Source organism: Pseudomonas fluorescens (assembly GCF_902497855.1).
GTDB classification, from domain to species: domain Bacteria; phylum Pseudomonadota; class Gammaproteobacteria; order Pseudomonadales; family Pseudomonadaceae; genus Aquipseudomonas; species Aquipseudomonas fluorescens_BI.
In genome coordinates, this window is record NZ_CABVHU010000023.1 from 1 (window position 1) to 23,226 (window position 23,226).

The following is a 23,226-nucleotide window of genomic DNA, read 5'->3' on the forward strand; positions in this document are numbered from 1 at the left end:
TTTTCGAAACCCATCGTCGCCGTTGATGTAGGCCTCAACGGCTGTGATTTTGAACTGCACGGAATACTTGCCCATTGGAAACACCCCAAAAGTCAGGATCTGTGTCCAACTTTTGGGGGTCAGTTCATCATGTAGGAGCTGGCTTGCCAGCGAAAGCGGCCTCAAGTCATGCATCGCCCATGCAGACGCCTTCGCCGGCAAGCCGGCTCCTACAGGGTTTGGCGTTTTTCGCAATCCTTCTGTAGGCAGGTGACGGGGGGTGGCGTTGACCGCAATCCATCTGCACACGCTGATCATGTAGGAGCTGGCTTGCCAGCGAAAGCGGCCTCAAGTCATGCAGCGCCCATGCAGACGCCTTCGCCGGCAAGCCGGCTCCTACAGGGTTTGGCGTGACGCCACTTCCAGCGGTTGGTTTTTGGTGGCGAGGGTTCGCCACCAATAGATCAACGCCACGGCATTGATGCTTGCGCCCAGCAGGCACACGCCAAGCCATCCGCCCCAGGCGTACATCGCCGTCGAACCGATCGAGCCCAATGCACTGCCGATCGAATAAAACACCATATAGCCGGCAGTCAGTCGGCTCTGGGCTTCGGGGCGTATGCCGTAGATCATGCTTTGGCTGGTGACATGCACCGCCTGCAAACCCAGGTCCAGGGTAATCACCCCAAGCAGCAACGCCCACAACGAGGATTGGGTGAGGGCGATCGGCAGCCACGAGACCAGCATCAACAGCAGGGACAATCCGCTGGTCCATTGCCCCAGGCCACGATCAGCCAGGTGCCCGGCACGGGCGGCGGCCAGCGCGCCGGCGGCACCTGCCAGGCCGAACAAGCCGATTTGAGTATGGGACAACGACAGCGGCGGGGCACTCAGCGGCAGCACCATGGGCGTCCACAGCACCATGGCGCTGGCGAACGTCAGCAGCGCCAGCACCGCCCGTTGGCGCAGCACCGGTTCTTCCTTGAACAATGTAAACACCGAGCCGATCAACGCGCCGTAGGAACTGGCGGCTTGCGCCTGTTCCTGCCTGGGCAGCACGCGCAATAGCAGCAGCGCCATCACCAGGGTCAAACCGGCCGACAACAGATAAATCGAACGCCAACCGGCCAGATCAGCCATGCCCCCGGCCACCGTTCGGGCCAGCAGAATGCCGACCACGATGCCGCTGGTGACCACACCCACCACCCGTCCTCGCTGCGCCGGGATCGCCAGCGTGGCGGCATAGGCCACCAGCACTTGCGTGATAACGGCCAGCAGTCCGGTCAGGGTCATTCCCAGCAGCAGCCAGACGCTGTTCGGCGCCAACGCGATCATCAACAGTGCCAGCGCCGACAACAGCGTTTGCGTGACGATCAAGCGCCGGCGATTGAGCAGGTCCCCCAGCGGCACCAGCAGCAACAGACCGACGCCGTAACCGATCTGGGTTAGGGTCACGATGACGCCGAGGGTGGCAGGCTCCATGGCGAACGCCTCTCCCATCGCATCCAGCAGCGGTTGTGCGTAGTAGACATTACCGACGGCCAGGCCGCAGGCGAAGGCAAACAGCAACACCACGGCACTGCTCAATGGCTGGTCATGCTTCATCACAGATCTCCTTAAGTGGTTTCAAATTGAAACCAGTTGTACGGTAAGGAAACCAGTTTTATATTGCAACTACATAATTTGGGTGAACGCGAACATGGCCAAACGAACAAGCATGGAAGGCGTCGAATGCCCGGTTGCCCGCTCTGTGGAGGCCATTGGCGATGGCTGGTCGCTGCTGATCGTGCGCGATGCCTTTGACGGCATTCGCCGGTTCGGTGAGTTCCAGCGCAACCTGGGGATGGCCAGGAACATCCTGTCGGCGCGCTTGCGCATGCTGGTGGCCAACGGGATTCTCGATTTGGTGCCGGCGTCGGATGGCAGCGCGTATCAGGAGTACGTGCTGACCGAGAAGGGTAAGGGCCTGTTCCCGCTGATCATCGGATTGCGGCAATGGGGCGAGGCGTTTTTCTTCGAGGAGGGGGAGGCGCACTCGCGGTTGGTTGACCGCGAGCACGGTCAACCGCTGCGGACCCTGGAACCGCGTGCCGAGGACGGGCGTTTGTTGGGGCCAGAGGATTGCGTACGGATTGCGGCCCGATAAAAGTCAGTACTAATGTGGGAGCAAGCTTGCTCCCACATCTTTGATCAGCATTGATTACAGGTTTTGTGTCCGACATAAACCCTGGTAGGAGCTGGCTTGCCAGCGAAGGCGGCCTCAAGCCTTGCATCGCCCATGAAGACCCCTTCGCCAGCAAGCCGGCTCCTACAGGGTTCGGCGTTTCAGCGCAAGCTATCAACCATATCAGCCACGGTCGTCAGCACATCCTTGCCCAACTGCTTCGACCGTTTCCCCGACCACCCCGTCAGCGCATTCGGCGCATCATTGTTGTCCTTGAACGGCATTTCCAGCGTCAGCGACAAACAATCGTATTTCTCCCCGACGGCATTGCACGCCAAGGTCATATTGGCCTTGCCCGGCAGATCGCGGGTATAGCCATGCCTGGTCTGAAAATCCTTGGTCAGGTGCTTCAGATGGCTGCGGAAATGCTCTTCAAGTTTTTCGAGCCGCGGCGTGTAACCCGGGTTGCCTTCGCAACCGGCGGTGAACACATAGGGGATCTCTTCATCGCCATGAATGTCGAGGAACAGGTCGACCCCGTACTGCTCCATCTGCTGTTGCACGAACAACACTTCCGGGCTCAGTTCCTGGCTGGCGCTCTGCCAGGCGCGGTTCAGGTCCTGGCCCATGGCGTTGGTGCGCAAGTGACCGTGGAAGGCGCCATCCGGGTTCATGTTGGGCACCAGGTACAGGTCGGCGCTGGCGAGCAATTTCTGCAGCACCGGATCGTCCTGCCTTTCGAGGCGTTCGATCACGCCTTCCATGAACCACTCGGCCATGTGTTCGCCAGGGTGTTGCTGGGCAATGATCCACACCTTGCGCCGGCCTTCGGCGCCCGTGCCTTTGCGCAGTAGCTGGATGTCCCGCCCTTCGACGCTTTTGCCGGTAGCCAGCAGCTCGGTGCCGGCCTTGGTCAGCGCCTGCTCGATCAGCCAGTCATGGCGACCGCGGCTGTAGGGTTCGAAGTAGGCAAACCAGGCGTGGGTGGCGGTGGTTTCGAGGCTGAAACGCAGGCAATCGCCCTCGAAGATGGTCGGCACGCGGAACCAGTTGACGTGGTCATAGGACGCCACCGCCTGATAACCGTCCCAGGCCTTGTTGTAGGAAGATTTGCTGGCGTTGTTCAGGCGAAACCAGTGCTCCTGGCCGACATGCAGGCCGCTGGCCTTGAAGTGAAACCACTGGAAGTGCTGGCTGCGGGTGTCCGGGCGGATGGCCAGCAACGCGTGGAGCGGATTGCTGATATCGAGCACTTCAATGTTGCCGCTGTCGAAGTTGGCGCTGATGTCGAGAGAGGATTTGGCCACGGTCATAATCGATTCCTGAATATGATTTTTATGGCAAGTACTTTACACGCTGGGAAGGGAAAAACCGGGGGAAATTGCGGGCTGGAAGGGGGGGCGTCGTCCTTGACGCCGAGGCAGCTTAGAGACTGTGCGATTGATTCTCAAGTGCTATTTTTGATTAGTTTGGGCCAATGGTGCCGGGCTTCTCTTGCCAACGGATATTCTTTTGATATCATCCGCGCCATTCGGATTTGTAACACCAAAAGACTTCATTAGCCTGAAGATAAAGCCAGAAAAACTGGCAAAAAAAAGACCCGGCAAAAAGCCGGGTCAAAAACCGTGATTAGCCTGATGAGGAGAGTGTTCAGGAGACCGACCTAAGGTCCCTTGGACATTCGACTGATCTCGCGACCAGCTGCATGCAATAATAATCATTCTCGTTTGCAAGTCAAATGATTTTTGCTGCGCGATTGGAAAATTCTTTCCGGTCCTCCTCGAAAGCCTCCTCGTTTTCAACCGTTCTGAGCACACTCCAGGGACCGGTCCACCAGCGCCCTGGCCATGTCGATCATGTGCACCGTCGAAAAAGCCAGGTGCCGGTTGGTGCCCTGAAGGTTGTTGCCCGACTCGTAAGCGGTGGCGGCGGCACATCGCAGCAGGTCCGAGGCATGGACCAGCGCCTCTTCGCTGCTGATATTGCGGTTCACGTCAAAGAAGCGTTCTTCAACCACCTCCTCTGCAACAGCAGGTTTCAAGTAATAGTCCAACGCTCGCTGCGCGGCCGCAAAGCCTTCGGGCGAGGTGAGGGAGGTGTCGATCGGCAGGTCTGGCAGTTCATTGCCGGGGTGGGTCATGGTCATGGCTAGCTCCGTGATGGGTTCATATCCGTGAAACAATCCTAGTACAAAGTGTATTTGTGACGAGAATTTAAATACTACAAGTTGTGTTTTGATGACCGGAGGCACCCACGTATCGTGCCGCACATGGATAAATGGATTGAATTGGTCAAGGCCAAGATGAGTGAACTCAAAATCACTCAAGAGATACTCGCCGAGCGCGTCGGGATGTCCCAGGGGGGCATTGGCCATTGGCTGAACAAACGTCGCCAGCCCGGCGTCGATGACATGAACCGGGTGCTGCAGGCGCTGGGCCTGGACTTTCTCGAGGTGGCGCTGGTGATCCGCGAGCCGGACGCCTCGCAGGCCGACGGCCAGGACCTGGCGCAAAAGTACAACCCGTACTTCCGTTACCCGGTCAGTGGCTGGCGCGCCACCGCAGAGGTGCGCGACGGCGAGCCGGCGGTGTACGGCCAGCAACGTTTCGAACTGTCCGATTACCCGGCCCTGGGCGCGGCGTTCTGGCTACAGGTGACAGGCGATGCGATGACGGCACCCTCCGGCATCAGCATTGCCGAGGGCATGTTGATCCTGGTGGACCCGGCCGTGGAGGCGCTGCCCGGCAAGCTGGTGATCGCCCAGTGGCCCAACAGCGCCGAAGCCACGTTTCGCAAGCTGATCGAAGAGGGCGGGCAGCGTTACCTGGTCCCGCTCAATCCGACCTACCCCAAAGCCCTGTACACCCCGCAATGCCGCATCATCGGCGTCGTGGTCCAGGCGACCATCAGGTTCTGATCAGAGCGGTCCGCGCCAGGCCCAGGCCCAGGCCCAGGCGCAGCACCGATCTTCAGTTCAGGCTTCTTCCAGTTCCACCAGCGCACTGCCTTCGCTGACCATCTCGCCTTCCTGGCAATACAGCGCCTTGATCACCCCGGCATGGGGCGCACGGATGCTGTGTTCCATCTTCATCGCTTCCAGCACCACCAGTTGCGCCCCGGCTTCGACCGATTGCCCGGCCTCCACCAGCACCCGCACGATGCTGCCATTCATGGGCGCGGCAAGCCCGCCCTGATGGCTGTGGCTGGCTTCGACGGCACTGATCGGGTCGTAGGCCTCGATGCGGCGCAATTCGCCGGCCCATTGCAGGTACAGGCTGTCGCCCCGACGGATCGCCCGGTGCTGGCGGCGCACGCCGTTGTGCTCGGTCAGCAGCTGCTCGCCCTTGAGCTGCGCCGTGTGGGCATCGGCGCGGCCCAGGGTCAGGGCGCGGTCCTGGCCTTCGCAGCTCAGGTGCAGGGTGATCTCGGACGGCAAGCCGCAACGCAGACCGCTGTTGATCGCCCAAGGCGAAGCCGGGTCATCGGCGCGCGGAGCACCCGGCTGGCTTTGAGCCACGGCCTGGGCGGCGGCTTGCCAGAACTCCTCGCCAAGGTCCGCAGGGGCCGGCAGCAATTGCTCCTGATACCGCGGAATGAACCCGGTATCCAGTTCCGCCGCGGCAAACGCCGGATGGCCGACGATCCGGCGCAGGAAGTTGATGTTGGTCTTGAGCCCACCGATCGCAAACTCATCGAGCATGCTCAATAACCGCAGACGCGCCTGTTCACGGTCCTCGCCCCAGGCAATCAGCTTGCCGAGCATCGGATCATAGAACGGCGAGATTTCATCGCCTTCTTCCACACCACTGTCCACCCGACGTCCCGGACCGGGTGCGGATTCGCGGTACAGCTCCAGGCGCCCGGTGGCCGGCAGAAAATCATGGCTCGGGTCTTCGGCGTACAGCCGCACCTCAATCGCATGACCGAGCAGCGGCACCTGCTCCTGGGTCATCGGCAGCGCTTCGCCGCGCGCCACGCGAATCTGCCAGGCCACCAGGTCGAGGCCGGTGATGGCTTCGGTGACCGGGTGTTCGACTTGCAGGCGGGTGTTCATCTCCATAAAGAAGAACTCGCCGCGGGCATCCAGCAGGAACTCCACGGTGCCGGCACCGACATAGCCGATGGCCTGGGCCGAACGCACCGCGGCTTCGCCCATGGCGCGCCGCAGTTCCGGGCTCAGGCCCGGGGCGGGGGCTTCCTCGACGACTTTCTGGTGCCGACGTTGAATCGAGCAGTCCCGTTCATTGAGGTACAGGCAGTGGCCATGTTGATCGGCGAACACCTGGATTTCCACATGGCGTGGTTTGAGCAGGTATTTCTCCACCAGCATCCGCGAATCGCCGAACGACGATTGCGCTTCACGCTGGGCCGAGGCCAGCGCTTCGGCGAGCTGGCTGACGTCTTCGACCACCTTCATGCCTTTGCCGCCGCCGCCCGCCGTGGCCTTGAGCAGCACCGGGTAGCCGATGCGTTCGCAAGCGTCGCGGAAGGTCTCGAGGTCCTGGGCTTCGCCGTGATAACCCGGCACCAGCGGCACGCCCGCGGTTTCCATCAAGGCCTTGGCCGCGGATTTACTGCCCATGGCGTCGATGGCCGAGGCGGGTGGGCCGAGGAAGATCAAGCCGGCGGCTTCGATGGCGCGGGCGAACCCGGCGTTTTCGGACAGGAAGCCATACCCCGGATGGATCGCCTGGGCGCCACTGGCCTTGGCCGCGGCGATCAGTTTGTCGATCTGCAGGTAGCTGTCGGCGGCTTTGCTGCCGCCGAGGTCGACGCGGATATCCGCTTCGCGGCTATGGCGCGCGTCGCGGTCAGTGGCGCTGTGCACGGCGACGGTGGTCAGGCCCAGGGCCTTGGCGGTACGCATCACCCGGCAAGCGATCTCGCCGCGGTTGGCCACCAGCAGGGTGGTGAGGACAGGTGCGCTCATCAACGCGACTCCTTGGGGGTGGTGGCGGCTTGCCAGTTCGGCGCACGCTTTTGCAGAAAGGCCCGCAAGCCCTCCTGGCCTTCAGGGCTGACGCGGATGCGCGCGATCGCGTTTTCGGTGTAGCGGCGCAGCGCCGGGGTCAGCGCGCCGTTGCCGACTTCACGCAGCAAGTCCTTGCTGACGCGCATGGCCGCCGGGCTGTTGAGCAACAGGTTGTCGATCCACTGCTCAACGCTGTGTTCCAGCTCGGTGGCCGGATAGCTCTCCGACAACAAGCCGATCTCCCGCGCCCGTTGTCCGCCGAAGCGCTCGGCGGTCAGCGCATAACGGCGTGCCGCCCGTTCGCCGATGGCTTGCACCACGAACGGGCTGATCACCGCCGGGGCCAGGCCGATGCGCACTTCCGACAGGCAGAATTGCGCGTCATCGGCACCGATGGCCATGTCGCAGCAGCTGATCAGGCCCAACGCGCCGCCAAAGGCCGCGCCTTGCACCACCGCCAGGGTCGGGATTTTCAGCTTGGCCAGGTTGTACATCAACTCCGCCAGTTCCCGGGCGTCGTCGAGGTTGGTGTGGTAATCGAGCTCGGCCGATTGCTGCATCCAGGCCAGGTCGGCGCCGGCACTGAAGTGCTTGCCGCGCGCGCGCACCAGCAGAAAGCGCAGGCTGGCATCGCCCGAGACTTTGTCCAGGGCGAGGATCAGTTCGCGGATCATCTCGGCGTTGAAGGCGTTGTTCTTTTCTTCACGGCTGAGCCACAGGGTCGCAAAACCCCGCGGGTCGGTCAGCAGTTCCAGCGTATTGAAGTCGCTCATATTCGTCCGTCTCCACGGCACTTTGTAGGAGCTGGCTTGCCAGCGAAAGCGGTCTTAAGCCTTGCATCGCCCATGAAGACGCCTTCGCCGGCAAGCCGGCTCCTACAGGATCTCTGTAGGAGCGAGCTTGCTCGCGAAGGTCTCAAGGGCAACGCGTTCATTCAGAAAGCACGCGTTATCGTTAACGTCCATCGCGAGCAAGCTCGCTCCTACATAAGGTTCACATCATGATCAGATCAGATCAGAATCAGATCCAGATCACATCCGGAACACGCCGAAGCGGCTCGGTTCGATTGGCGCGTTCAACGACGCCGACAAGGCCAGGGCCAACACATCCCGGGTCTGCGCCGGGTCGATGACACCGTCGTCCCACAGTCGCGCGCTGGAATAGTAGGGATGCCCCTGTTCCTCATACTGATCGAGAATCGGCTGCTTGATCTCCGCTTCCTGCTCGGCACTGAAACCCTGGCCACTGCGCTCGGCCTGTTCGCGTTTCACCTGCACCAAAACACCCGCCGCTTGCTCGGCACCCATCACCCCGATCCGCGCATTCGGCCACATCCACAAAAAGCGCGGATCATAAGCCCGGCCACACATGCCGTAGTTACCGGCACCAAAACTGCCGCCAATGATCACCGTGAACTTCGGCACCTTGGCGCAGGCGACCGCGGTCACCAGTTTCGCGCCGTGCTTGGCAATGCCGCCGGCTTCGTATTTCTGCCCGACCATGAACCCGGTGATGTTCTGCAGGAACAGCAACGGAATTCCGCGCTGACACGCCAGCTCGATAAAGTGCGCGCCTTTCTGCGCGGCTTCGGCGAACAGGATGCCGTTGTTGGCGAGGATCGCGATCGGGTAACCGTGCAAGTGCGCAAAACCACACACCAGCGTCGTGCCGAACAGCGCCTTGAATTCATCGAACACCGAACCGTCCACCAGCCGCGCGATCACTTCACGCACATCGAACGGCTGCTTGGCGTCCGCCGACACCACGCCATACAACTCGTCGCTGGCGTAGAGCGGGGCGATCGGCGTGCGTTGCTGCACTTCGCCAAGCTTGCGCCAGTTGAGGTTGGCGATGCTGCGCCGGGCAATGGCCAGGGCGTGCTCGTCGCTCTCGGCGTAATGGTCGGCCACCCCGGAAATCTTGCAGTGCACATCGGCCCCGCCCAGGTCCTCGGCGCTGACCACTTCACCGGTCGCGGCTTTCACCAGCGGCGGCCCGGCGAGGAAAATCGTCGCCTGCTGACGCACCATGATCGCTTCGTCGGCCATCGCCGGCACATAGGCGCCACCGGCGGTGCACGAGCCCATCACCACCGCGATCTGCGGAATGCCCATGGCGCTCATGTTGGCCTGGTTGAAGAAGATCCGGCCGAAGTGCTCACGGTCGGGGAACACTTCATCCTGGCGCGGCAGGTTGGCGCCACCGGAGTCCACCAGGTAGATGCACGGCAGGCGGTTCTGCTGGGCGATGGTCTGGGCGCGCAGGTGTTTTTTCACGGTCAGCGGGTAATACGAGCCACCCTTCACCGTGGCATCGTTGGCGACGATCATGCATTCGACGCCTTCCACCCGGCCGATCCCGGCAATTACACCGGCAGCCGGCACGTCTTCGCCATACACCGCGTAGGCCGCCAGTTGGCTGATCTCGAGAAACGGCGAGCCCGGATCGAGCAGGCGATTGATCCGCTCACGGGGCAGCAATTTGCCCCGGGAGGTGTGGCGCTCCTGCGCCTTCGGGCCGCCACCTTGCTGCACCTGGGCGAGCAGGGTGTGCAGGGCGTCGACCTGTTTGAGCATGGCCGCGCTGTTGGCGGCGAACTCCGCCGAACGAGGGTTGAGCTGGGTATGCAAAATCATCGGGCTACTCCGTAGCAGCTTCAAGTTGCAAGCCACAAGTCAGAAGCAAGCGTGCAGTGCTCTTGCCGCTTGAAACTTGCCGCTTGCCGCTAACGAAATTTATTTCGTTTCGTTGAACAGTTCGCGACCGATCAGCATGCGCCGGATCTCACTGGTGCCCGCACCGATTTCGTACAGCTTGGCGTCGCGCAGCAGGCGCCCGGCAGGGAATTCGTTGATGTAGCCATTGCCACCGAGAATCTGGATCGCATCCAGGGCCATTCGGGTCGCGCATTCGGCGCTGTAGAGGATGACTCCGGCGGCGTCCTTGCGGGCGGTTTCGCCACGCTCGCACGCCTGGGCCACCGCATACAGGTAGGCGCGGCTGGCGTTGAGCTGGGTGTACATGTCGGCGACCTTGCCCTGGATCAGCTGGAACTCGCCGATGCTCTGGCCGAACTGCTTGCGGTCGTGGATGTACGGCACGATCAGGTCCATGCAGGCCTGCATGATCCCGGTCGGGCCGCCGGACAGCACCACGCGTTCGTAGTCGAGGCCGCTCATCAACACTTTCACGCCACCGTTGAGCACGCCGAGGATGTTCTCTTCCGGCACTTCCACGTCATCGAAGAACAGCTCGCAGGTGTTGGAACCGCGCATGCCCAGCTTGTCGAATTTGTTGCTGCGGCTGAAGCCTTTGGAATCACGCTCGACGATGAACGCAGTGATGCCATGCGGGCCCTTTTCCAGGTCGGTCTTGGCGTAGATCACGTAGGTGTTGGCGTCCGGACCGTTGGTGATCCAGGTCTTGCTGCCGTTGAGCACATAGTGATCGCCGCGCTTGTCGGCGCGCAGCTTCATCGACACCACGTCGGAGCCGGCATTCGGCTCGCTCATGGCCAGGGCGCCGATGTGCTCGCCGCTGATCAGCTTGGGCAGGTACTTGGTTTTCTGCTCGTGATTGCCGTTGCGGTTGATCTGGTTCACGCACAGGTTGGAGTGCGCGCCATAGGACAGCGCCACTGAGGCCGAGCCGCGGCTGATCTCTTCCATGATCACCACGTGCGCCAGGTAACCCAGGCCGGCGCCGCCGTACTCTTCCGGCACGGTGACCCCCAGCAGGCCCATGTCGCCGAACTTGCGCCACAGGTCCGCCGGGAACAGGTTGTCGATGTCGATCTGAGCGGCGCGCGGGGCGATCTCTTTGGCAACGAAGGCCTGAACCTGATCGCGCAGCATGTCGATGGTTTCACCGAGGGCAAAATTCAGGGATGGGTAGCTCATGGGTCACCTTTTGGCTTTTTTGTAGGGTAGGGGAGGGCCGTGATCCGGTTCTCACCTTTACGTTAACGTAAACCTGAGACGAATGGCTGTCAATCACCCTTTACGTTAACGTCAACTTAGGCGACATTATAGCCAGTTCAAGATGTAACCACGGACCACCCTGTAGGAGCTGGCTTGCCAGCGAAGGCGTCAGATCAGTCAACATCGATGTTGAATTTGCCGGCCTCTTCGCTGGCAAGCCAGCTCCTACAAGGGACGGTCCGCAGCTAAACCCTGTAGGAGCTGGCTTGCCAGCGAAGGCGTCAGATCAGTCAACATCGATGTTGAATTTGCCGGCCTCTTCGCTGGCAAGCCAGCTCCTACAAGGGACCGTCCGCAGCTGAACCCTGTAGGAGCTGGCTTGCCAGCGAAGGCGTTAGATCAGTCAACATCGATGTTGAACGTGCCGGCCATCTTCGCTGGCAAGCCAGCTCCTACAAGGGACCGTCCGCAGCTGAACCCTGTAGGAGCTGGCTTGCCAGCGAAGGCGTCCGATCAGTCGACATTGATGTTGGATTTGATGGCCTCTTCGCTGGCAAGCCAGCTCCTACAAGGGGACCGTAGCCAACCCATAAATAAAGACAATAGGGGTCGTCATGGATCAACCCACCGCAAGCCCGCAGCGCAGCTACACCCGCGGTTCCCAGGACAAAGCCTTGCTGGCGATGACCATCGGCCAGGCGTTCGACAACACCGTCGCGCAGTACCCGACCGGGGAGGCGCTGGTCGTGCGCCACCAGCAACTGCGCTACACCTGGCAGCAATTGGCCGACGCCGTGGACCTGCACGCCAGGGCGCTACTGGCCCTGGGCCTGCAAACCGGCGATCGCCTCGGCATCTGCGCCCCCAACTGCGCCCAATGGTGCATCAGCCAGTTCGCCAGCGCGAAAATCGGCGTGATCCTGGTCAACATCAACCCGGCGTACCGCAGTTCCGAACTGGAATACGTACTCAAGCAATCCGGCTGTCAATGGCTGGTCTGCGCCGGCGCCTTCAAAACCTCCAACTACCACGGCATGCTGCAAGGCCTGGTGCCGGAACTGGCGCAGCACGCCACCGGCCAATTGCACAGCGAACGCCTGCCGGACCTGCGCGGCGTGATCAGCCTCGACGCCCAGCCGCCAGCGGGTTTCCTGCCCTGGTCGCAGCTGACCGATCTGGCCGGCAGCGTATCCGCCGACCAGTTGCAAGAACGCCAGGACAGCCTGCATTTCGACCAGGCGGTGAACATCCAGTACACCTCCGGCACCACCGGCTTCCCCAAGGGCGCGACCCTCAGCCACTACAACATTCTCAACAACGGCTACATGGTCGGCGAAAGCCTCGGCCTGACCCACGCAGACCGGCTGGTGATCCCGGTGCCGCTGTATCACTGCTTCGGCATGGTCATGGGCAACCTGGGCTGCATGACTCACGGCAGCACCATGATCTACCCCAACGATGCCTTCGATCCGCTGCTGACCCTGACCACCGTCGCCGAAGAACAGGCCACCGCGCTCTACGGCGTCCCGACCATGTTCATCGCCCTGCTGGACCAACCCCAGCGTGCGGAATTCGACCTGTCGAGCCTGCGCACCGGAATCATGGCCGGGGCCACCTGCCCGATCGAAGTGATGCGCCGGGTCATCACCGACATGCACATGAGCGAAGTGCAGATCGCCTACGGCATGACGGAAACCAGCCCGGTGTCGTTGCAGACCGGCCCCTCGGACGACCTGGAGCTGCGCGTCACCACCGTCGGCCGCACCCAGCCGCAACTGGAAAGCAAAATCATCGACGAGGCGGGCAACCTGGTGCCCCGCGGCACCATCGGCGAACTCTGCACCCGCGGCTACAGCGTGATGCTCGGCTACTGGAACAACCCGCAAGGCACCGCGGAAGCCATCGACCAGGCCGGCTGGATGCACACCGGCGACCTGGCGAGCATGAACGACGAGGGCTACGTGTGCATCGCCGGCCGCAACAAGGACATGATCATCCGCGGCGGTGAAAACATTTACCCCCGGGAGCTGGAAGAATTTTTCTTCACCCACCCGGCCGTGGCCGACGTGCAAGTGATCGGCATCCCGTGCTCGCGCTACGGCGAAGAAATCGTCGCCTGGATCAAATTCCACCCCGGCCACAGCGCCACCGAGCAAGAACTCCAGGCCTGGTGCAAAGAACGCATCGCCCACTTCAAGACGCCGCGTCACTTCAAATTCGTCGAGGAGTTCCCAATGACCGTGACCGGCAAGATCCAGAAATTCCGCATGCGCGAAATCAGCATCGAAGAACTAAACATCAACAAAACCTGACACCCCCCTTGTAGGAGCCGGCTTGCCGGCGAAAGCGGTCTATCAGCCAACAACAACGTCGACTGACCCACCGCCTTCGCCAGCAAGCCGGCTCCTACAGTTGACCGAGGCTGCCCGGGAATCCACTGACCGCCGCAGCCCCCCTGTAGGAGCTGGCTTGCCAGCGAAGAGGCCGGCACATCCAACCACTAACCTGACAGACACACCGCTCCCGCCAGCAACCGGCTCCTGCAGGCTATCCCAGGATTCAGTGACTGTAGGAGCGAGCTTGCTCGCGATGGACGTTAACGATAACGAGTGCTGCCTGGGTAAACGCGGTGCGCTGACGTCCATCGCGAGCAAGCTCGCTCCTACAGTGGGGAAGGGGGGAAATCACAAACACCAGAAAGCACAAAGGGGAGCCGAAGCTCCCCTTTAATTTTGTCGTTACGTGCTCTTTTTTTATTATTGAGGGGCGGTCTGTTTTTGTTTTTAGCAACCGTGACCCTTTACCGCTGTTTTTATCGACCCCCATCCGGGATCAAGAGCAAACGTATTTTTTTGAGCGCTGATCTACTTTCTCGCCAAGCGATCCAACCAGTTCGGGAGCTACCTGAAGGTAGTTTTATTATTCTCTGCCCGGTTGCGGGTCACTCCGAAAAGCACCCTGAAAAGCACATCCTCTCCAAAAAAATCTGTTAGCTGCGTCTCTGCCGTGTTGTTTTTGTTATGTCAGAGTCGTTACGTCTTATTTTTATTAGGGTTGGAACGTTTTTTTTTGTTCTTGTTATGCCATAGAGATAGCAGGAGCCGTGCCAACTTTTAAAAATCCTTTAAAATCAATGAGTTAATATTTTTCGGGGATTTTCCCCTCGCCAAAATCCCCTGATTTGTTTCCGTGTTACTCGCTTGTCCCCCACATTCGGACGTTGCGGTAACACCCCGACACATCCGCCCACTCACTGCGCGCTACGCGCCCTGGCCACACGCGAACCGCTGGCGCGTCCCAGCACCGTGCTGATGTGCTGGCCTGCCACAATCAAAGCCTCGAGGTCGATACCGCTGTCGATGCCCAGGCCGTTGAGCAGGTACACCACGTCTTCGGTGGCCACGTTACCGCTGGCGCCCTTGGCATAGGGGCAGCCGCCAAGGCCGGCGATCGAGCTGTCGAACACCGCGACCCCTTCCAGCAGACTGGCGTAGATATTCGCCATGGCCTGGCCATAGGTGTCATGGAAGTGCCCGGCCAGTTTCTCCCGCGGCACATCGGCCGCCACCACCTCAATCAGCTTGCGGGTGGCACCGGCCGTCCCGGTGCCGATGGTGTCGCCCAGGGACACTTCATAGCAGCCCATGTCATACAGCTCGCGCGCGACCAGCGCCACTTGCTCCGGCGCGACGTTACCCTCATAAGGGCAGCCCAGCACACAGGACACATAACCCCGCACACTCACCCCGTGCTGCTTCGCCGCCTCCATGATCGGCACAAAACGCGCCAGGCTTTCACTGATCGAGCAATTGATATTGCGCTGGGAAAACGCCTCGGACGCCGCGGCAAACACCGCAACCTCCTTGACCCCGGCAGCCACCGCATCCTCAAACCCGCGAAGATTGGGCGCGAGCGCGGCATAGGTCACCCCGGGCTTGCGCTGGATCTGCGCAAAGACCTCGGCAGACCCGGCCATCTGCGGCACCCACTTGGGCGAAACAAAACTGCCGACCTCGATATAGCTCACCCCGGCGGCAGTCAGCGCGTCGACCAACCGCACCTTGTCCGCGACACTGATGGGCTGGGCTTCATTTTGCAGACCGTCGCGAGGGCCGACTTCGACCAGGCGTACGTGAGTAGGTAGAGACATAAGAAATGTACCTGTCAGTAAGGGATCGTTCCCATGCTCTGCGTGGGAATGCCTCAATGGACGCTCTGCGTCCGCTCTTGATGTGTGACGCGCAGCGTCACGGGCTGCGTTCCCACGCGGAACGTGGGAACAATCAAAAAATCCTGTAGGAGCCGGCTTGCCGGCGAAGGCGTCAGGTCAGTCGACATCAATGTTGAATGTGCCGGCCTATTCGCTGGCAAGCCAGCTCCTACAGGGGATTGTGTGGACCTATTGAACGGCCCGCTGACTCTCGATCGTCTGCTCCAACGCCTGGATACATCGTTCCTGCGCCGTATCCAACTCCAGCTTCATCTGCTCGATGTCCAGCATCTGCTGCTCAAGCTGCTCCCGACGCTCAGCGATTTTGTTCAGCATCGTCTGCAGCTGTTTCTGATTGCCACCGGTAGGATCGTAAAGCTCAATCAACTCACGGCATTCCGCCAGCGAAAAACCAATCCGCTTGCCCCGCAAAATCAGCTTCAAGCTGACCTTGTCCCGCGGCGAATAGATACGTTCCTGCCCACGCCGCTCAGGGCTGAGCAGCCCTTGCTCTTCATAAAAGCGAATGGCCCGGGTGGTGATGTCGAGCTCGCGGGCGAGGTCGGAGATGCTATAGGTCTGGCTGCTCATGGAAGCGCTCGAAAAAGGTCATGGCGCTAAGCTAATGGCAGGTTGACGTTTACGTCAAGGGGCGCATGCCTTTCAACACATCACACCCAGGCATCCACCGACCTGCGGCGCAAGAACCCGCCTGCGTGCCCCCCTGTAGGAGCTGGCTTGCCAGCGAAGAGGCCAGCACATTCAACATTGATGTCGACTGACCTGACGCCTTCGCTGCGGTGCGGCGATCCGACAAGCCAGCTCCTACAGGGGGGTAAGCCCACACCGCAGCATTTGGCAGCCGCTGAAAGATGTATAGATACCAATGCGCATCAAAAACAAACCCGGGCGCATCAGCGCCCGGGTTTTTACCTAGAGAAGACGATCAGCGATTAAACCGCTCCACCAACGAATACTGAGTATTCGCCGTCTTCGTCAGCTCTTCACTCAACAACGCCGAATGCTGCGCCTGCACCGAAGTCTGGTCCGCCAAATGCGAGATGTTACTGATGTTACGGCTGATCTCTTCAGCCACCGCACTTTGCTCTTCCGTCGCCGCCGCAATCTGCGTGGCCATGTCGGTGATATGGGCCACCGCCTCACTGATCCCCACCAACGCCTGGTCCGCTTCCAGCACCCGCGCCACACCTTCCTCAGCCTGGCGATGCCCGGCCTCCATGGTCTGCACCGCAGCGCTCGCAGTCTGCTGCAGCTTGGCGATCAGCGCATGAATCTGCCCAGTAGACTCACTGGTACGCTGCGCCAATTGCCGCACTTCATCCGCCACCACCGCAAACCCGCGACCCATCTCACCGGCACGCGCCGCTTCAATAGCCGCGTTCAACGCCAACAGGTTGGTCTGGTCGGCAATGCCTTTGATCACATCCACCACACCGCCAATTTCGGTGCTGTCCTTGGCCAGCTGAGTCACGGTCAACCCAGTCTCACCGACCACCGTCGACAGACGCTGAATGGCTTCGCGAGTTTCCCCAGCGATATCCCGCCCACGACCGGTCAAGCGATTGGCCTCCTGAGTCGCATCCGCCGTGCGCTGTACATGGCTGGCAACTTCCTGCGTGGTGGCAGCCATCTGGTTGACCGCCGTCGCCACCTGCTCGGTTTCCACCCGCTGACGTTCCAGACCGGTGGAGCTGTTATGCGCCAGGGTGTCGGACTGTTTCGCTTGCTCGGTCAGGTGCTCGGCAGTGTCCTGCAGACGGGTCAGGCAGGTTTTCAGGCGAGCTTCCTGACTCAGAATCGACATCTCCAACCGCGCCTGAGCGCCGCGACTGTCGGTGTACATCTGCGCAATCAACGGGTCCGACGTGGTCTGCTCGGCCAGGCGCAACAACCGCTTGAGCCCACGCTGCTGCCAGCGCAACCCCATCAGCCCCAACGGCACCGACAGCCCGGCAGCAAGGGCAAAGCCCCATTGCGAATTCAGCGACGCACCGATCAGGAAACTCAACTGGCTGACCAGAATGAACGGCAACCAATCCTGCAGCACCGGCAGCCATTTATCCGAGGAAGGCACGGCCGACTTGCCCTGGTTGAGGCGCTGGTAAAGCGCTTCGGCACGGCGAATCTGCTCAGCCGTAGGCTTGACCCGCACCGACTCGTAACCAATCACCTGCCGGCCTTCGGAAACCGGCGTGACATAAGCGTTGACCCAGTAATGGTCACCGCTCTTGCAGCGATTCTTGATAATGCCCATCCAGGGCAAACCTTGTTTCAGCGTGGCCCACATGTGCGCGAATACCGCAGCAGGCACGTCGGGGTGACGCACCTGATTATGCGGCGCATGGATCAGCTCCTCACGAGTAAACCCGCTGATCTCGACGAAGGCGTCGTTGCAGTAGGTAATCACGCCCTTGGCATCGGTGGTGGAAATCAACCGTTGCTGAGCCGGGAAGGTCCGTTCGCGTTGAGTAATGGGCTGGTTGTTACGCATGGCTATATTCAGTCCGTGAGGCTTTGACAGGGTGTCGGCGGGGGCGCGGATTTGTTGAGCTTTTATTTTTCAACAGAAGATGGGGACACCGATCGCTCATGTTCTGCATGGCAAGCTGATCGCCGCCCCGACTCCCACAGACATACCCCGATCTAATGTAGGAGCTGGCTTGCCAGCGAAGGCGGCGCCAAAGCCAACCCAATTCCCGCAGACGTACCCCGATCAAAATGTAGGAGCTGGCTTGCCAGCGAAAGCGACGCCCCAGCCAACCCAATTCCCGCAGACGTACCCCGATCAAATGTAGGAGCTGGCTTGCCAGCGAAAGCGGCGCCAAAGCCAACCCAATTCCCGCAGACGTACCCCGATCAAAATGTAGGAGCTGGCTTGCCAGCGAAAGCGACGCCCCAGCCAACCCAATTCCCGCAGACGTACCCCGATCAAATGTAGGAGCTGGCTTGCCAGCGAAAGCGGCGCCAAAGCCAACCCAATTCCCGCAGACGTACCCCGATCAAAATGTAGGAGCTGGCTTGCCAGCGAAAGCGACGCCCCAGCCAACCCAATTCCCGCAGACGTACCCCGATCAAATGTAGGAGCTGGCTTGCCAGCGAAAGCGGCGCCACAGCCAACCCAATTCCCGCAGATGTACCCCGATCAAATGTAGGAGCTGGCTTGCCAGCGAAAGCGGCGCCACAGCCAACCCAATTCCCGCAGACGTACCCCGATCAAATGTAGGAGCTGGCTTGCCAGCGAAAGCGGCGCCACAGCCAACCCAATTCCCGCAGATGTACCCCAATCTAATGGTAGGTCGGCTCTCTTCAGAATGATGCTTCAAGCGCAGGCGCCAGCCATGACGCCTACAGGCTCCATATCCTTGCCTTTCAGCACTGCGGCTTTCATGAACCGACGCTGATTAGCAGATGTCGAGCCACCCAGACGCATAGCGTCGGCGGTAAATTTAGCTACCTGCAAAGGTTTTGCGTTCTGCGTCTTTTGCATGGAGTGGACACCTGTAAAGGCTACTTGATTGCGCGCTGGCGTCGCTTCGCAAGGCAATGAAGAGGAAAGAATGAAGGGAGCAACCCCCCATTCTAAACACCCGCCGAAGCCCGCGGCCGCAACCGCCGCCCAATCACCTCCAGCACATCACACCCATCCCGCAATGGAACGGCGCAGAGCAAGGCGAAGTCACTGAGAATGAACGACTCGCACTCGATCGAACCGCGCATGGACAGGTTTTCCAGCACCTGGGTCACGGCCTGAATCCGATGGTTAGCCGCGTCGACCAAGACATCCAATGGCGCCTGGGTATCGACGAAGAGGGTGGGCATGTCGCTGCAATTATTGGTGAGCGCCTTGAAGCGATTTTCGGGGTGAGGGGTTGGTTTTATGTAGGGTGAGTCTGAAGCACTTGATGTCATTTTTTAACGGCCCTGGAGAGTGAGTTCAGCTGCCAACGACTTTTCCTGAAGGGTAGGGTGGCAGCCGTACGCGGGAGTAGGAAACTGAGGAAATACACCAAACCCAGCCACGTCGAAACGTGCCCCGCGCACGGCCGCCGCGACGATTTACAGACACGAATCAAGTGCCGAAATCAAACGACAGCGCCGGTGCGCGGTGTATTTCCAAGGGTTCCTACACCCTGCCACCACATTGGCGGCGACAGCGAAAAGACTACCCATGCAGCACACGTCGCACCAGTTCATGCAAACCGCTAAAACTTGAAGGAAATCTCCGACGACGACGTCCAGAAATTTCACTTGGCCATAGGCCCCTCTACACGAACAAATCTCGCTCTCACAAATCGATGCAGCCCTTTAGAAACAAGGCTTCCCCACGATTGAGGGCAAAGCGGTCACAAATTTCATCAGGTTCAACCCTGACGATTTCGAACCAACCTCCACACGCAAAACAAGGCGCGGGGCACTGTACGTAGAATCAGTGAGAAAAGAAGTCAGGAAAGGTCGGCGTAGCGAGTAGGAAAATTCGCTCAAGTTTAAAACCGACGCTTCCTACGCACTCATCAGAAGTGTCTTATTTCCAACTAAGTCAACTTCACCAAAGCTTCCATCCCCCAGGATCAGGGTGGAAGCAAAGCCCTTCCTCTCGTCAACATTCAGACCAGGAAGGCCTGACCATGCCCAACCCTATACGCACTTTCTTCGACCACAGCCGCCACAAACTCAGCGTCTACAACTTCGACGCGACCCTCGACGTCCTGGCCTTCCACGGCGAAGAACAACTGAGCCAGCCGTTCCACTACGTCATCGAATTCACCTGCAGCGAACAGGACATCGCCGCCGACCAGCTGCTCAACCGCGACGCCCGGTTCAGCCTGCACGCCCCGCCGCGCCAGCACAGCTTTCTGACCCGGGACCTCCCGATCAAACCGCTGCGCACCCTGCACGGCGTGGTCACCGGGTTCAAACGCCTGTCCGGCTCCGTCAACGAAGCCCGCTACGAAATCACCCTGCAACCGCGCCTGGCCTTGCTCGCCCGTGGCCAGCAGTTCCGCCTCTATCAACACCAGTCCGTGCCGGAAATCGTCGAACACATCCTGCGCAGCCGCCACGATTTTCGCGGCGAGGATTTTTTCTTCAAGCTCACGCGCAAGTACCCGAAACGCCTGCAAGTCATGCAATACGGTGAAAGCGACCTGGCCTTCATCGCCCGCCTGCTGGCCGAGGTCGGCATCTGGTACCGCTTCACCGGCGACGAGCGCCTGCACCTCGACGTCGTCGAATTCCACGACGACCAGCTGCATTACCAGTCCGGCATCCAGCTGCCTTGCCACTCACCGGCCGGCCTGAGCAGCAGCGAGCAGGACGGCGTGTGGGCCTTGCAAACCCAACACCAGGTAGTCGAACGCCAGGTCAATATCCGCACCTACCAGCACCGCGACGCCTACGCCCACCTGGACGGCGAGATCGATCATACTCGCGGCGCGACCACCACCTACGGCGAGGCCTATCACTACGCCGAACCCTACACCGCCCTCGGCGACCGCTACCAATTCTACGAAGACCTGCCACCGGAAACCGGCTACTTCTACGCCCGCCTGCAACACGAACGCTACCTCAACGACCAGACCCGCCTCAGCGGCACCAGCAGCAGCGCGACCCTGGCCCCCGGCCAAGTGCTGGAAATCACCGGCGACGCGCCCCAGGCCTTCGCCCGCGGCACGGTGATCACCCACCTCAGCACCCGCGCCGCCCGCGATGCCAGCTTCGAGGCCCGGTTCCAGGCCATCCCCTATTCGGAAAGCGTGTGCTTCCGTCCACCGCTGCTGGCCAAACCGCAGATCGCCGGCACCCTCCCGGCCCGGGTCAGCAACCCGCAAAAAAACGACCCCTACGCCGAAATCGACGTCGAAGGGCGCTACTGCGTGCAGTTCCTGTTCGACCGCGACACCTGGAAACCCGGCCAGGAAAGCATGTGGCTACGCCTGGCCCGGCCCTACGCCGGCGACACCCACGGCCTGCATTTGCCACTGATCGCCGGCACCGAAGTCGCGGTGGCCTTCGAACAGGGCGACCCGGACCGTCCCTACATCGCCCACGCCCTGCACGACAGCGAACACCGGGACCACGTGACCCTGCGTGCACGCAATTACAAGCGCAACGTGCTGCGAACGCCGGCCAATAACAAGCTGCGGATGGAGGACACAAGGGGCAAAGAGCACGTCAAGCTGAGTACCGAGCACAGTGGCAAAAGCCAGCTGAATCTTGGGCATTTGGTCGATGCCGAGCAGCAGAGGCGGGGTGAAGGGTTTGAGTTGCGCACCGATGGCTGGGGTGCGATTCGGGCGGGGAAGGGGTTGTTGATCAGTGCTGATGAACAGCCGAAAGCGCAGGGCGAAACGCTCGGCATGAATGAAGCTCTGGCGCAACTGGAAGAGGCATTACAACGTGTGCAAAGGTTGGCCCGTAACGCCGTAGTGGCAGGGGGGCTGGAGGCGGATGAGACCGTGCCCAAGCAGCTGAAGGCCGCGTTGGGGCAATTGAAAGAGGCCGGCTTGCTTGTCTCGGCCCCTGCCGGCGTGGCGCTGGTTACGCCAGCGCATATGCAGTTGGCGGCTGGTCAGACCCTTAGCGCAGTGAGCAACAACACTGACTTTAGTGCGCTCAAGCGTTTTACGGTGACGGCGGGTCAAGCCATTGGCCTGTTCGCGCAAAAGCTCGGGTTGAAGTTAATTGCCAACCAAGGCGCTGTGTCGATCCAGGCACAGAACGACCGCCTTGAACTGTTGGCCAGGCAAGGTCTGGACATCAGCAGCACCGAGGACGAAATCCGCATCACTGCGAAAAAGAAAATCACCCTCAACGTTGGCAGCAACTACATCACCCTCGATCCCTATCGCATCGAGATAGGGTCACCGGGTGAAGTCGAGATCAAGTCTCCACACTTCGATTACGTCCCGTCGGCGGGCAGATTGAAAACTGCGCTCTCCCCGCTGGCTGAACCGTTGGCCGACGTGCCTAACAAACTTCTGTTGAACTTTTACGATGCCGCGGCCAAGCCCATTACAGATGTGCCTTATACCCTGACGTTTGACAATGGCCTGGTGCTGCAAGGGACACTGGACGAGCACGGCCATGCCCAGCACAGCCCTGTTCCGGATAAACCGGCGCGTGTGCAGTACCAACTTCCTGAACCTGAACCGGATCAGCCTTGGCCTTCCTATGACTTGTTACTGCAACAGTGTCCGATTGGAGAGCATGACGAGCAACTTCGTTTGGTCGGTCCGGATGGTGAGTCGGCAAGTCATCTTAAATATTCGGCCACTTTGGCTGACGGCCGTATTATTGAGGGTATGACTGATGTCCGAGGGTATACGCAGCGTTTTGTGACCTTGCAGCCAATTCAATTTACTTCCTTGACACTCCTTCCACCGGAGGGGGGCGAGGTATTCTGTTGCGCCGCGAAGAATGCCCAAGCCCCACTGGTGATTGATCTGACATCCAGCAACATCGCCACTAATGCCACCGATGTGGGCACATCATCTCGAACTGTACCGCTTCCCAAAGGAAAAAAGCGTTCCTTGACCGCAGACGAAATATCCATGGCCAGAACTGTGTTTAAAAATGCTGTCGATTATAGCAAGGTCAAAGTGCATCGCGGCGGCTGGTGGTTATTCTTTGGTCAACAAAATACAGCCGTCACGCCTAATGGTGAAATGTATTACCCGGAAAGCACGAAGTACTATAGAGATGATTTTGCCAATACTAACGATGATAGGGATAAAGCCTTGTTCATGCATGAGATAACTCATGTGTGGCAGTACCAGCTTGGTTATCCAGTGAAGAAGTATGGGCTGACGGTGAGTGCTCAGGGGGCGGCGGCATACGAATACACCTTGAAGAGTAATGGGGAGTTGTCCGATTACAATATGGAACAGCAAGCTGAAATTGTTTCGGATTACTTTATTATTTGTGTGCTCGGAAATCCTCGTGGGGTGTGGAATCAACGTAA

General features: G+C 60.2%; 16 protein-coding genes and 1 pseudogene. 4 read left to right on the plus strand and 13 right to left on the minus strand.

What is annotated here, in order from left to right:
- Both F8N96_RS35595 and F8N96_RS30830 read right to left on the minus strand, forming a co-directional pair.
- The coding region (locus tag F8N96_RS35595; protein WP_224794153.1) for a hypothetical protein at window positions 1-201 on the minus strand (201 nt) is incomplete at its 3' end.
- A gap of 174 nt (window positions 202-375) precedes the next feature.
- Entirely contained in the window at window positions 376-1,584 is a 1,209-nt protein-coding gene (locus tag F8N96_RS30830; RefSeq protein WP_150801017.1) for an MFS transporter, read from the minus strand.
- 94 nt (window positions 1,585-1,678) lie between these two features.
- On the opposite strand from F8N96_RS30830, the gene F8N96_RS30835 reads away from it, so the two are divergent.
- Entirely contained in the window at window positions 1,679-2,125 is a 447-nt protein-coding gene (locus F8N96_RS30835; protein WP_150801018.1) for a winged helix-turn-helix transcriptional regulator, read from the plus strand.
- A gap of 179 nt (window positions 2,126-2,304) precedes the next feature.
- Here F8N96_RS30835 and F8N96_RS30840 read toward each other — a convergent pair whose 3' ends face one another.
- Together F8N96_RS30840 and F8N96_RS30845 are read right to left on the minus strand one after the other, a co-directional pair.
- Entirely contained in the window at window positions 2,305-3,456 is a 1,152-nt protein-coding gene (locus F8N96_RS30840; protein WP_150801019.1) for a M14-type cytosolic carboxypeptidase, read from the minus strand.
- A 485-nt stretch (window positions 3,457-3,941) separates the two neighbouring features.
- Window positions 3,942-4,283 carry a DUF6124 family protein gene (locus tag F8N96_RS30845; protein ID WP_150801090.1) on the minus strand — a complete coding sequence of 114 codons (342 nt, stop codon included), beginning with the start codon at window positions 4,281-4,283 and terminating at the stop codon, window positions 3,942-3,944.
- A gap of 129 nt (window positions 4,284-4,412) precedes the next feature.
- Between F8N96_RS30845 and F8N96_RS30850 the strand changes: the two genes are divergently transcribed.
- Window positions 4,413-5,060 (plus strand): LexA family protein, encoded by a 648-nt coding sequence (locus tag F8N96_RS30850; protein WP_150801020.1) that lies wholly within the window; start codon window positions 4,413-4,415, stop codon window positions 5,058-5,060.
- A 57-nt stretch (window positions 5,061-5,117) separates the two neighbouring features.
- On the opposite strand, the gene F8N96_RS30855 is transcribed toward F8N96_RS30850, so the two are convergent.
- The 4 genes from F8N96_RS30855 to F8N96_RS30870 form a co-directional block, all read right to left on the minus strand.
- The gene (locus F8N96_RS30855; RefSeq protein WP_150801021.1) at window positions 5,118-7,073 is read right to left on the minus strand and encodes an acetyl/propionyl/methylcrotonyl-CoA carboxylase subunit alpha; all 1,956 of its coding nucleotides are present in this window, start codon (window positions 7,071-7,073) and stop codon (window positions 5,118-5,120) included.
- The gene (locus tag F8N96_RS30860; protein WP_150801022.1) at window positions 7,073-7,888 is read right to left on the minus strand and encodes a gamma-carboxygeranoyl-CoA hydratase; all 816 of its coding nucleotides are present in this window, start codon (window positions 7,886-7,888) and stop codon (window positions 7,073-7,075) included. The genes F8N96_RS30855 and F8N96_RS30860 overlap by 1 nt, the downstream gene beginning before the upstream one ends.
- A gap of 258 nt (window positions 7,889-8,146) precedes the next feature.
- Entirely contained in the window at window positions 8,147-9,751 is a 1,605-nt protein-coding gene (locus F8N96_RS30865) for a carboxyl transferase domain-containing protein (protein ID WP_064676707.1), read from the minus strand.
- 99 nt (window positions 9,752-9,850) lie between these two features.
- Window positions 9,851-11,014 (minus strand): isovaleryl-CoA dehydrogenase, encoded by a 1,164-nt coding sequence (locus F8N96_RS30870; RefSeq protein WP_150765059.1) that lies wholly within the window; start codon window positions 11,012-11,014, stop codon window positions 9,851-9,853.
- A 635-nt stretch (window positions 11,015-11,649) separates the two neighbouring features.
- On the opposite strand from F8N96_RS30870, the gene F8N96_RS30880 reads away from it, so the two are divergent.
- A complete protein-coding gene (locus F8N96_RS30880; protein WP_150801023.1) occupies window positions 11,650-13,347 on the plus strand; it encodes an AMP-binding protein in 1,698 nt (565 codons plus the stop codon).
- Between the two features lie 938 nt (window positions 13,348-14,285).
- Here F8N96_RS30880 and F8N96_RS30895 read toward each other — a convergent pair.
- The 5 genes from F8N96_RS30895 to F8N96_RS30920 all read right to left on the minus strand — a co-directional run bounded on the left by F8N96_RS30895 (window position 14,286) and on the right by F8N96_RS30920 (window position 19,175).
- On the minus strand, window positions 14,286-15,185 hold the full coding sequence (locus tag F8N96_RS30895; protein WP_150801025.1) for a hydroxymethylglutaryl-CoA lyase: 900 nt from the start codon (window positions 15,183-15,185) through the stop codon (window positions 14,286-14,288).
- Between the two features lie 249 nt (window positions 15,186-15,434).
- Window positions 15,435-15,836: a MerR family transcriptional regulator gene (locus tag F8N96_RS30905; protein ID WP_150765062.1), complete on the minus strand. Its 402-nt coding sequence runs from the start codon at window positions 15,834-15,836 to the stop codon at window positions 15,435-15,437.
- Between the two features lie 355 nt (window positions 15,837-16,191).
- Window positions 16,192-17,757, minus strand: a complete 1,566-nt coding sequence (locus F8N96_RS30915) for a methyl-accepting chemotaxis protein (protein WP_150801027.1) — start codon at window positions 17,755-17,757, stop codon at window positions 16,192-16,194.
- An 828-nt stretch (window positions 17,758-18,585) separates the two neighbouring features.
- Window positions 18,586-18,753: a hypothetical protein gene (locus tag F8N96_RS35170; RefSeq protein WP_191635394.1), complete on the minus strand. Its 168-nt coding sequence runs from the start codon at window positions 18,751-18,753 to the stop codon at window positions 18,586-18,588.
- 92 nt (window positions 18,754-18,845) lie between these two features.
- Window positions 18,846-19,175, minus strand: a complete 330-nt coding sequence (locus tag F8N96_RS30920) for a hypothetical protein (RefSeq protein WP_150801028.1) — start codon at window positions 19,173-19,175, stop codon at window positions 18,846-18,848.
- 716 nt (window positions 19,176-19,891) lie between these two features.
- Between F8N96_RS30920 and F8N96_RS30925 the strand changes: the two are divergent.
- Window positions 19,892-22,159: pseudogene (locus F8N96_RS30925) on the plus strand (type VI secretion system Vgr family protein); the annotation flags it as partial.
- Window positions 22,160-23,226 lie beyond the last annotated feature (1,067 nt).